The following is a 10,527-nucleotide window of genomic DNA, read 5'->3' on the forward strand; positions in this document are numbered from 1 at the left end:
GGTCCGGGCTGAACAGCTCGACGGGCACCCTCAGCGGCACGCAGGCCTGGCATCCATCGCAATAGGGGCGGTAGGTGAACATTCCGCTGCGCCGGAAGCCGTTGGTCACCAGGTCCGAGTAAGCGTCGTTGTGAATCAGGTGGCTGGGCGTTGCGACCTGCGAGCGGGCCTGTTTGCCTGGCAGGTAGCTGCAGGGATAGGGCGCCGTTGCATAAAACTGCAAGGTTTGCAGAGGCAGGTCTTTGAGGTGCGTCACGGTAGGTCTGTCATTCCCGTCGTCAGAAGCTGATTCCAGTATACGGGTTTGAACTCCCAAAGGGGAGCGGTTTTGCCCACGTTCCGGGCAAGATGGGCGACAAATTCCTGCCGGGTGATTTCGCCCGCCCCCAGCGACGCCAGGTGCCGGGTATTTTGCTGGCAATCGATCATGGCCATCTCCTGGGCGCGGCAAAAAGCAACGAGTGCCGCCAGCGCGACCTTGGAGGCATCGGTCTGGTGGGCGAACATCGATTCGCCGAACACCATGCGGCCCAGGTTGACGCAATAAAGGCCGCCGGCCAGTTCGCCGTCCACCCAGGTTTCCACGCTGTGGGCATGGCCCGCCCTGTGAAGGTTTGCATAGGCCTGCACCATGTCGGGAACAATCCAGGTGCCCGGCTGTCCGGCGCGCGGCTTGCTCGCGCAGGCATTGATGACGCGCTCGAAGGCGCTGTCAAAGCGAATTTCGCAAGCGGGCTGCGCCTGAAAGCGGGTCAGCGTTTTGCGCAGCGAGTGATGCAGTTTGAAATGCCGGGTCTGCAAGACCATGCGGGGATCGGGACTCCACCAGAGCGGGGGCTGGCCCAGGCTGAACCACGGGAAGATGCCGTGGGAATAAGCCTCGATCAGCGTGGGCACGTCCAGCGCGGCGCCAGCCGCCAGCAGGCCGGGGGCAGGGTCATGATGGCCCCAGGCTTCTTCCAGCGGCGGAAAGTTTTCGCCGGCGGCAAGCCAGGGCACGGGACGCGGTAGTTTCCCCATGGCTTAAAAGCGCATCGGCATGAAACGGTGGAAGCGGCGGGCCGGGAAGGGCATGCGCCATGGTAGCCGAGCGGATTTTGGTGGCAAGGCCGGCGAGCGATGGCGCGACCTGAGGCTCGGCTTCGCATGTTCCGGCAGCACAAAAAAATGGGCACTACAAGAGTGCCCATTTTCGGAATTAACTGGCTCCTCAACCTGGGCTCGAACCAGGGACCTACGGATTAACAGTCCGGCGCTCTACCAACTGAGCTATTGAGGAATACAGCCTTAGATTATAGCGTTAATTTTTGCGCTTTTTGAGCCCAGGACATTTCCTCTGATGGCTTCTTGTCGGTCGGGGCATCCCGGTAGCGAGCGTGGAGGTGCAATGGCACTGCCCGACGCCGAGGGCAGAGTGACGTTCTCATTGGTGATAACCTCATGCCTTACTATGCGACCCAACCAGATCGACACTCCGAGCCAGGCCCGGGTAAGCCGCAAAATCACCCATGCGATAACTTTGGCTTGTTGTACGCTCGCACTGGCTTCATGGTCGCTTTGGCAGCGATACCTGGTTGGTGCAGTCATCCTCGCCGGACTTTGCCTCATAGGGGGCGTTTTCCTTGCGATTGTCCATCGTGCAGGAAATCGCCAAACCTCGGCCACCGCTAACGGTGGTGTTGGACGCAATGGGGCGAAGACGGATTCATTGATCTCGGTCATCATCTGCAGCATTGATCCCGTCAAATATGAGCTGGTCTGCGCCAATCTCAGAGATCGTTTTGGTGATTCACCGTATGAGCTGATCGGCATCCATGATGCCAAGTCCTTGTGCGAGGGTTACAACAGAGGTGTCGCGAAAAGTCGGGGCGAGATTCTGATTTTTTGCCATGACGACATCGAGATTATTTCGCCGAGTTTTTCCGGCCTGGTTCGCAAGCATTTACAAGCCTTTGATGTCATCGGGTGCGCTGGTACGACCAAGCTGAAGGACAGCAAGTGGATGAGCAGCGGCGACCCTTATCTCCATGGAGTGATTGCCTACCCGGTCGCCGGCGCGTGGCCCAGCGACCTCTTCCATCTGTCGATGTGGGGGGGCATACAGCTGACGCAGATTAAAGGCGTGCAGGCATTGGACGGAGTTTTTATCGCAGCCAACCGCCATGTCGTCGAGTCAGTGCGATTCGACGAAGAAACTTTTGATGGTTTTCATGGCTACGACACGGACTTTAGCTATTGCGCTTTTTTGCGCGGCTTTGAGCTGGCGGTATGCAAAGACATTTTAATTGCCCATAAATCAACGGTCGGAGATTTTGAGGGAATCTATAAAACCTATGCGAACAGATTCTGGGAAAAATACAAAGATCACCTGCCGGAAAGAGAAAGTGACGGCATGACCGAACAGGCAAATTTCCCCTATGTAAACCGTGCCCAAATGTTGAAGGCCTGGTTTTAGCCATTCGCCAGCGTAACGTTATCGGGGGACGGCGCTGACCACGTATTGAAACGGCATGGCATCATCCACCGAAGTTTGTGGATTTGCACCCGACAGCTTTGCCAGTTGCTCAATAACAGGCAGAAACAGCTCCCTAGGGGGTTCGTAAAAGATTCGGGGGATACAGGCCGCGACAGTGAACCCGGCGTCGTTAAACATTTCCAGAATAGTCTGCCTGGAGAAAAACCGCAAATGGGTTCTGTCCAGAAGGCCGGTGTCTTCGTAGCGAAAATCGCCAATGCTCAATTTGGCTTGTAAGGACCAGTGCTGCGCATTGGGAATGCAAGCGGCAATGCACGCGTTTTTCGGCATGACACTGCGAACCTGACGCAGGACCTTCCAGGGGTCCCTGAGGTGCTCGAGGGTGTCRCCGAAGATCCAGCAGTCCCTGTCTGTATTTTCCTTCCAGAAGGCGTCGCCTGCGGTTTCGATGTCAAGGACCTGGCTTTGGTCGCAGTAGCGTAGTGCAAGCTCTGCGTAGGCTGGATCTATCTCAATGCCAAGGTAGTGGCAGTCTGGCGATAGTTTCTTGAWCTCCCTTGCCAGGGCGCCCGAACTGCACCCCACCTCAATCAACTTTTTGGCTCCCCAAGGAATAATATCCAGAAGGTCGGGGTTRTGGTTTTCGTGAACCGGAGTGTGATTCATAAGTATGGGCTCTAAGTGCGATCAGCTAGCTGGAGGCGAGTTGCGAACAAGCTTTGAAAAGCATAACGCAAAGCCTGGAGGATGTTCATTCTATGTTTTCCTCTCGTGGCTCCACGACGGGATGCAAGCTGTATCCGCAAAAAAAAGACATGCATATTCTCGGCGTTCGTGATATCAACCGGAGCGCATCGCGATGGCCGCAGCCCGCCGAGGAGACAAGCGCCCGCATAACTTGTGGGTCATGCCGCGATAATCGACGGCGCATAGCCTTCATCGGCGCGGCCAGTCACGCAGTACACATGATGTAGCTGGCACGCCTCAACCCGGCTTGAGGCCATGGACAAACGAATGACCGACTCTCTTTTTGACCACGAATATCCCCGCGTTCTGAGCATCGCAGGTTCCGACAGCGGCGGCGGGGCTGGCATCCAGGCCGACCTCAAGACCTTCGCCGCGCTGGGTTGTTACGGCATGACGGCCATCACCGCATTGACTGCTCAGAACACGCGCGGGGTGCGCGCCATCCATGGCGTGCCGCCGCAAATGCTGCGCGACCAGATAGATGCCGTCATCGAAGATATAGGCGCGGACGCGGTGAAGATAGGTATGCTGCATGCGCCCGACATCGTGTTGACGGTGGCCGAGGCGATTGACCGCCACGCACTGCCGAACGTGGTGCTGGACCCGGTCATGGTCGCGACCAGCGGCGCGGTGCTGATCGACAACCCGGCGATTGCCGTCCTGGTGCGCGAGCTGTTTCCGCGCGCCGTCCTGATCACTCCCAATCTCGATGAAGCTTCGCTGCTGGTCGGCCGGCCGCTGACGAACGAAGAGGCTATGCAAGCCGCGGCGCAGGAACTATTGGCCAAAGGCGCGCGCGCCGTGTTGCTCAAGGGCGGGCACTTGCCCGGCGACGTGGTGAGCGACCTGCTGGCCACCCAAAGCGGCGAGCTGCACTGGATGCGCGGGCCGCGCATTCCCAGCCCCAACACCCACGGGACCGGTTGCACGCTGTCGTCCGCGATTGCCGCGCACCTGGCGCTCGGAAAGCCCCTGCTGGAGGCCGTGCAGCTGGCGCGCGACTTTGTGCGCGCGGCGATGGCGGCCGGCGCCAGGGTGCGCACGGGGGCCGGTAGCGGGCCGCTGAACCACGGCTACGCGCCCATCGCGATGCGGCTCAAGCCGCTGCGGTAATTCCTTGGGAATTGGCGCGGGTGAATCGCGCCAAGGCAAAGGTCAACACCAGCGTCGGCAATGCGGCGCCCCAGTCCGGCGCGAACTTCGCGCACAGGTGGTAGCAGGCAATGCCCAGGGCCAAGCCCACGCCCCAGCGGCGCACGCTCCAGGCCGGCTTCAGGCTGTGGCCGGCCACCGAGCCCGAGTACAGGTCACCGTAGGCGTTGTCGACCTCGTCGATCAGAATCAGTCCCAGCGCGACCAGCCCGCCTTGCGCCAGCAGCAGCGCGGCGACCAGGTCGGTGCTGGGCGCCGTGATGGCCACCAGCAGGCCCAGCGCGTAACACCAGATATTGGCGATGGCATAGCCCAGCCAGGTGCCGCGCAGGGCGCTGTTGCCGTCACGGCCATGGCGCGCGAAATCCGCCACCAGCGGCAGCCACGAGACCGGCATCGCGATTACGAGGTCCAGCGCCGACAGCGTGCTCATGCCGCCTTCGCCGGGCCGGTTCCAGAGCGCTGCCAAGCCCTGCGCATCGGCTTTGGCCAGGAACTGCCAGCTTAGCCACAGCAGCGAGGCAATGACCAGCGGCAGGCCGTAGCGGCCTATGAATTTGCGCACCAGCCTGACCATGGAGCCCGACAGCAGCGCCAGCAGCACCGCGCCCCAGAGCAAGGTCGCCAGCACAGGCCAGACTGCCCCCGCAAAGCTGCCGGACTGGCGCGCAATGGCAACGGTGCCGTCGCGCATCACCACGAGCTCGAAAGTGGTCCAGCCTATGAGTTGCACGATGTTGAGCAGCACCGGCAGGCGCGCAAAGCTGCTGCCGTAAGTGGCGTGCATCAGCCCGGCGCTCGAAAGCCCGCTGTCGCAGCCGATCTTGGCCGTCCAGGCCAACAGGCCCGCGCCCAGGATGGAACCGCAGACGATCACCGCCAGCGCCGTCTGTGTGCCCAGGGCCGGCACCAGGTAGGCGCCTATCTGCATGACCAGCAGGCCCACGCCCAGGCTGAGCCAGAGCGCGGCATGGTCGCTCCAGCCGAACAGGCGGTCGCCCGCGGGCAATGGCGAAAGCGCGGTGTTGCCGGCGGCAGGCGTGGAAAGAGAAGGCGCGGTCATCAGCAGCTCCGATCAACGATGCGAGGTCGGCCTGCCTGAAGCCCGCAAGAACAGCGGGCCTTTGGAACATGCTTCCCTGCGCGAGGATTACCTCAATCAGGTTCAAAGGGACTTTCTCAGCCACCGCCGTTCGCGCTTGCGAACCACAGCAACACCCCCAGCGAAAGCGCCCTTGCGGGCACTGCGTAAATTGTAGGCGGATTCATCCAGGTGGTCTTGACTACGCCCCGGCACGCCACGGCCGCGTGGACAATCAGGCCCATGCATTTTTGCCAATACATGCCATGGCCCCGGTGAACCGCCAGCCTCCGGTGCCGGGCCGGTTTCGCCCGCGCCTCACGCTGCAGACCCTCACGCGCGGCGACGGCCTGCTGGGCATGAAACCCGCCGGCCCCTTCGGCCCGCGAGGCGACAGTGTCACCGTCGCGCGCGTGGACTGGACCTATGCCACCGAAGGCGGCCTGCGCTGGGAAATGCCGGCGCCCAACACCGTGCTCAACAGCCGCGCCGCACCCCTCCAGGCCCTGGAAGACGCGCAGGGCAGGGAAGTGCTCATGCAGCGCGACCTGGCGGCCGAGGCCGAGGCGCTGGACAGCCTCTGGACACTGGGCCTACATCCCGTGCCGGCCGGCAGCCTGCAATGGCGCAGCGAGGAGGCCGCCATCGGCCACGAGCACCTGTGGTCGCTGCTACAGGAAGATTTTTTTGGTGATTTCTGGGCGGATCAACTGCCCGCCCTGCAGGCGCAAGGCTGGGCTGTGGTGGTCCGGCCCGGCTTTGCGCATGAGAGCGTGCCCGTGGACGCCTGGCGCCTGATCGTCAGCCCGGACACCGGCGAGGTGCTGGGCAAGGAGGTGGCGGCGCCCCTGCGCGGCCGCGCGCCCGCCGTGACCGCGCTGGGCCTGCCGGCACGTGAAGGCTCATGGTTGCTGACGCTGGGTGTTGAGGTCGACGGCCAGACCCTGGACCTCGCGCCCATGTTGGCCGACCTGCTGCGGCGCGACCAGCGCTGGCTCAATGCCCGCCAGGTCTTTGCGATCGATGACACGGCCGTGATCCTGCTGCGCGCGCCTGGCGGCAAGCGCATCGAGGCGCCGGCCGCCCTGCTCAAGGCCATTGTGGGCGCCATGCTGGATTTGCTGACCGACCCGCAACGCGGACACGGGGACGGGCCGCTGCGGCTGTCGCCTTGGGACGCCTGGCGCCTTGACGCTGTGGACACTGGGGCCGGGCGTGCCGGCTTGCAGGGCGCCTGGCAGTGGCAGGGCGATGCCGGGCTGCGCACGCTGGCAAAGCGGCTGCAACAGGCGGGCGCGCCGCAGTCCGTGCCGGCACCGGCAGGCCTGGGTGTCAGCTTGCGGCCCTACCAGATGGAAGGCCTGGCCTGGCTGCAATACCTGCGCGCCCAGCAGTTGGGCGGCATCCTGGCCGACGACATGGGCCTGGGCAAGACCGCGCAGGCCCTGGCGCATTTGCTGCTCGAAAAGCAGGCAGGCCGCATGACGCAGCCCTCGCTGGTGGTGGTGCCCACCTCGCTGGTCTTCAACTGGCAGGCCGAAGCCGCCCGCATGGCGCCCGGCTTGCGCCTGCTGGTCTTGCAGGGCCCAAGCCGAGACACGGCGTTTTCACGCGTGGCCGAATACGACGTGGTGCTGACGACCTACCCGCTGCTGTGGCGCGACGTGGAGGCGCTGGAACACCAGCGCTTTCACTTGCTGGTCGTCGATGAAGCGCAATGGGTGAAGAATGCTGCCGGCCGCAGCGCGCGTGCGCCCCAGTTGCTGGCGCAGCGCGTGCGTCCCTTCATCCTGCGCCGGCGCAAGGAAGACGTCGCCGCTGAACTGCCCCCGCGTACCGAAGTCATCAAACGCGTGCAGCTGCAGGGCCGCCAGCGCGAGCTGTACGAGAGCGTGCGGGTGGCGGCAGACATCCAGGTGCGGCGCGTGCTGGCGCGCAACAGCTTTGCCGGCGGGCAGATCACCATCCTGGATGCGCTGCTCAAGCTGCGCCAGGTCTGCTGCGACCCCTACCTGCTCAAGGGTGTGAAGCCCGCCAGGACCATGACGCGCGCCAAGCTCGAATTGCTGCGGGGCATGCTGCCCGAACTGGTCGCGGAAGGGCGGCGCGTGCTGGTGTTTTCGCAATTCACCGGCATGCTGTCGCTGATTGAGGCCGAGCTGGACACGCTGCAGCTGCCATGGCTTTCACTGACGGGCGACACCTCGCCGCAAAAGCGCGGCGCGCTGGTCCGCAAATTCCAGGCGAAGACCGTGCCCATCCTGCTGGTCAGCCTGAAGGCCGGCGGTGTCGGGCTCAACCTCACCGCCGCGGACACCGTGATCCATGTGGATCCCTGGTGGAACCCCGCGGTCGAGGCCCAGGCCACGGCGCGCGCCCATCGCCTGGGGCAAGACCAAGCCGTGTTTGTCTACAAACTGGTGGTCGAAGGCAGTATCGAGGAGCGCATGCTGGAACTGCAGGCTCGCAAGGCGGCCCTCGCCGAAGGGGTGCTGGGCAGCGACGGCGAGGGGGCCGGCAAGTTCACGCCCGAGGACTTGCAGGCTTTGTTGGCGCCGCTTGATCCGGCCGGTGCCGTGCCGCCGGCCTGACGGCAAAAAGCCCGCGCGAGGCGGGCTTTCAGGCGGGAGCATTAAAGCGGGCTAGTCGTCAAACACTGGCGATTCGACACCCAGCACCTTGTGCAATTTGGGGCTGGTCGTGGTGTATTGCAGGTGGATTTTCTTGTCCGGGAAGATGAGGGGTGCCGCACCGAAGGCCGCCAGCGCGCACTCGTGGAAGCCGCTGAGAATCAGTTTTTTCTTGCCGGGATAAGTGTTGATGTCGCCCACCGCAAAGATGCCGGGAATGTTGGTGGAGAACTTCTCGGTGTCCACCTGGATCTGTTTGCGCTCGATGTCCAGGCCCCAGCCGGCGATGGGCCCGAGCTTGGGGGAGAGGCCGAAGAACACCAGCAGCACGTCCAGCGGCACCACGCGTGTGACGCCGTCCGGGCCGGTGACCTTGGCGCCGGTCAGCCGGCCTTCTTTTTCCTCGTAGCCGGTGACCTGGCCCACGATGAACTGCATCTCGTAGGCATCGCACAACTCGCGCATTTTGGCCACACTGGCGGGCGCCGCCTGGAAGCCGTCGCGGCGGTGGATCAGGATCACGCTCTCGGCCTTGTTCGGGCCTTCGGCGGCGAAATTCAGCGCCCAGTCGAGCGCGGAATCGCCGCCGCCTACGACCACCAGGTTTTTGCCGGCAAAGTCGGCCGGGTTCTTGACGCGGTAAAACAGCTGGCTGTCGTCAAATTTTTCCAGGCCGTCGACGCGCAGCAGCTTGGGCTGGAAGGCGCCCACACCCGCCGCGATAAAAATGGTTTTGGTCAGGAAGCGCGTGCCCTTGGAGGTCTCGACAAAGAAGCGGCCATCCTGCTGCTTTTCGACAACGCCGACTTCCTGGCCGAAATGAAAGGTCGCGCCGAAGGGTTCGATCTGCCGGAGCAGGTTGTCGGTCAGTTCCCTGCCTGTGCACATGGGCACGGCGGGGATGTCGTAAATCGGCTTGTCGGGGTAGAGCTCTATGCACTGGCCGCCGGGGTAGGCCAGCGAATCGATCACATGAGCCTTGATCTCCAGCAGGCCCAGTTCGAACACCTGGAACAAGCCCACAGGCCCGGCGCCCACGATGACCGCATCGGTTTCGATGGGGCCGTCGTGCTGGGCTGCGGTGTTGATCACTTCTTGGTTCAGTTGGGGTTCCATGGTTCCTGGGGCGCCTGGCAAAGCGCGTCGCGGCCCGGGGAGGGCCTGGGCTGGCTTAGCGGACCAGTTCGGACAGTTTGCCCGTCTTGTCTTTCCATTCCTCGGCGTCCGGCAGGGCGTCCTTGCGCTTGGTAATGCTTTTCCAGCCCTCGGCGCGGCTCAATTCGACATTGAGCTTGATGAAGGCGAGCTGGTCGGCCGGCACGTCTTCCTCGGCATAGATGGCGTTGACCGGGCATTCGGGAATGCAGACCGCGCAGTCTATGCATTCGTCCGGATCGATCACCAGCATGTTGGGGCCTTCACGGAAGCAGTCCACCGGGCAGACGTCCACACAGTCGGTGTATTTGCAGCGGATGCACGATTCGGAGACGATGTGAGTCATGTTTTTCTAGGCTAATCGGTGGAAACCCTTGATTTTAAGAGGTTTCCGCCAACAGGGTTATCAAAGACGCGAAGCGACGGGCGCCCCGCATGAAGACCGGCTCAAATGACCAGCGCGGCGCCCGAGGTCCTGTGCGAGGCGGTATCCACCAGCACCAGCGAGCCCAGGATGCGCGAACGCGCGTAAGGCAGGGTGGCCAGCGGCTCCTGCAGGCTCAGTTCGATGTGGCCAATGGCATTGGGCGGCAGCTCGCTGGCGTCTTCCTCGGCCAGGGTGTTCACGTCGAGCTTGTGCACGATGCGCTTGACCTTGGCCTTGACCCAGCGGTGGCCGTGCAGCGTCCAGTAGACGCGCCCGGCGACCAGCGGCTCGTCGTCCATCCAGGCCACGGTGGCCGAGATTTCGCGCGAGGGCTCGAAGGTGTCCACCGCCAGCAGCCAGTCGCCGCGCGACACGTCGACTTCGCGGTCCAGCACAATGCCCGCGCTGTGGCCGGCCAGGATGGTCCGGGGCTCGCGGGTATGGTCCAGCACCTGGGCCACCACCGCCGTCTTGCCGCTTGGCAGTATGGTCACGCTCTGGCCCGGCTGCACGCCACCGGTGGCGACGCGCCCCCAGAAGACGCGGCGGCCTTGCGAGGTGTCGGACGAGGACGAGAACTTCTCGACCCACTGCACCGGGAATGAAAAGGCTTCGGTGCTCTCGGCGCTCGTGGCCGGCAGGTGCTCCAGCAGCTGCAGCAGCGACAGGCCTTCATAGCCGCACCAGCCGGGTTTGGCGTCGACCACGTTGTAGCCCTTGAGGGCCGACACCGGCACGGTGGCCTTGACCGGGATGCGCGCGGCCTGGGCGAAAGCCGCCWGCGCCGCGGCGATGTTCTTGAAGGCCAGCACCGGGTCTTCCACGGCGTCGAGCTTGTTCACCGCGCACACGATGGACG

General features: G+C 63.5%; 9 protein-coding genes, 1 tRNA gene and 1 pseudogene. 3 read left to right on the top strand and 8 right to left on the bottom strand.

Features of this window, described 5'->3' with window-relative positions:
• From AC1D0P_RS22295 to AC1D0P_RS22305, 3 genes and pseudogenes are all read right to left on the bottom strand, one after another.
• A pseudogene (locus AC1D0P_RS22295) lies at positions 1-256 on the bottom strand (arginyltransferase); the annotation flags it as partial.
• A complete protein-coding gene (aat, locus tag AC1D0P_RS22300; protein WP_477678743.1) occupies positions 253-1,020 on the bottom strand; it encodes a leucyl/phenylalanyl-tRNA--protein transferase in 768 nt (255 codons plus the stop codon). The pseudogene AC1D0P_RS22295 and the gene aat, both read right to left, overlap by 4 nt.
• A 183-nt stretch (positions 1,021-1,203) precedes the next feature.
• A tRNA-Asn gene (locus AC1D0P_RS22305) sits at positions 1,204-1,279 on the bottom strand.
• Between the two features lie 108 nt (positions 1,280-1,387).
• Between AC1D0P_RS22305 and AC1D0P_RS22310 the strand changes: the two genes are divergently transcribed.
• Complete coding sequence (locus tag AC1D0P_RS22310) at positions 1,388-2,455, top strand: glycosyltransferase (protein ID WP_477678744.1); 1,068 nt, start codon at positions 1,388-1,390, stop codon at positions 2,453-2,455.
• A gap of 18 nt (positions 2,456-2,473) precedes the next feature.
• Here AC1D0P_RS22310 and AC1D0P_RS22315 read toward each other — a convergent pair whose 3' ends face one another.
• A complete protein-coding gene (locus AC1D0P_RS22315; RefSeq protein ID WP_477678745.1) occupies positions 2,474-3,142 on the bottom strand; it encodes a methyltransferase domain-containing protein in 669 nt (222 codons plus the stop codon).
• A gap of 348 nt (positions 3,143-3,490) precedes the next feature.
• Between AC1D0P_RS22315 and thiD the strand changes: the two genes are divergently transcribed.
• Positions 3,491-4,336 carry a bifunctional hydroxymethylpyrimidine kinase/phosphomethylpyrimidine kinase gene (gene thiD / locus AC1D0P_RS22320; protein WP_477678746.1) on the top strand — a complete coding sequence of 282 codons (846 nt, stop codon included), beginning with the start codon at positions 3,491-3,493 and terminating at the stop codon, positions 4,334-4,336.
• Here thiD and AC1D0P_RS22325 read toward each other — a convergent pair.
• Positions 4,320-5,438 (bottom strand): purine-cytosine permease family protein, encoded by a 1,119-nt coding sequence (locus AC1D0P_RS22325; protein WP_477678747.1) that lies wholly within the window; start codon positions 5,436-5,438, stop codon positions 4,320-4,322. The genes thiD and AC1D0P_RS22325 overlap by 17 nt on opposite strands.
• Before the next feature lie 284 nt (positions 5,439-5,722).
• Between AC1D0P_RS22325 and AC1D0P_RS22330 the strand changes: the two genes are divergently transcribed.
• Positions 5,723-8,047: a DEAD/DEAH box helicase gene (locus AC1D0P_RS22330; protein ID WP_477678748.1), complete on the top strand. Its 2,325-nt coding sequence runs from the start codon at positions 5,723-5,725 to the stop codon at positions 8,045-8,047.
• Positions 8,048-8,098: 51 nt separating this feature from the next.
• On the opposite strand, the gene AC1D0P_RS22335 is transcribed toward AC1D0P_RS22330, so the two are convergent.
• The 3 genes from AC1D0P_RS22335 to AC1D0P_RS22345 all read right to left on the bottom strand — a co-directional run.
• Positions 8,099-9,202 carry an NAD(P)/FAD-dependent oxidoreductase gene (locus AC1D0P_RS22335; RefSeq protein ID WP_477678749.1) on the bottom strand — a complete coding sequence of 368 codons (1,104 nt, stop codon included), beginning with the start codon at positions 9,200-9,202 and terminating at the stop codon, positions 8,099-8,101.
• A 55-nt stretch (positions 9,203-9,257) separates the two neighbouring features.
• Positions 9,258-9,587, bottom strand: coding sequence for a ferredoxin FdxA (fdxA, locus tag AC1D0P_RS22340; protein WP_477651621.1), 330 nt, complete (start codon positions 9,585-9,587; stop codon positions 9,258-9,260).
• A 101-nt stretch (positions 9,588-9,688) separates the two neighbouring features.
• On the bottom strand, positions 9,689-10,527 hold an 839-nt coding region (locus AC1D0P_RS22345; protein ID WP_477678750.1), incomplete at its 5' end, for an elongation factor 1-alpha C-terminal domain-related protein.

The organism is Polaromonas sp. P1_G2 (genome assembly GCF_056405515.1).

Bases quoted from the DNA above. Each gene is read 5' to 3' on its own strand.
- aat (WP_477678743.1), bottom strand. From the start codon at position 1,020: ATGGGGAAACTACCGCGTCCCGTGCCCTGGCTTGCCGCCGGCGAAAAC.
- AC1D0P_RS22310 (WP_477678744.1), top strand. From the start codon at position 1,388: ATGGCACTGCCCGACGCCGAGGGCAGAGTGACGTTCTCATTGGTGATA.
- thiD (WP_477678746.1), top strand. From the start codon at position 3,491: ATGACCGACTCTCTTTTTGACCACGAATATCCCCGCGTTCTGAGCATC.
- AC1D0P_RS22325 (WP_477678747.1), bottom strand. From the start codon at position 5,438: ATGACCGCGCCTTCTCTTTCCACGCCTGCCGCCGGCAACACCGCGCTT.
- AC1D0P_RS22330 (WP_477678748.1), top strand. From the start codon at position 5,723: ATGGCCCCGGTGAACCGCCAGCCTCCGGTGCCGGGCCGGTTTCGCCCG.
- AC1D0P_RS22335 (WP_477678749.1), bottom strand. From the start codon at position 9,202: ATGGAACCCCAACTGAACCAAGAAGTGATCAACACCGCAGCCCAGCAC.
- fdxA (WP_477651621.1), bottom strand. From the start codon at position 9,587: ATGACTCACATCGTCTCCGAATCGTGCATCCGCTGCAAATACACCGAC.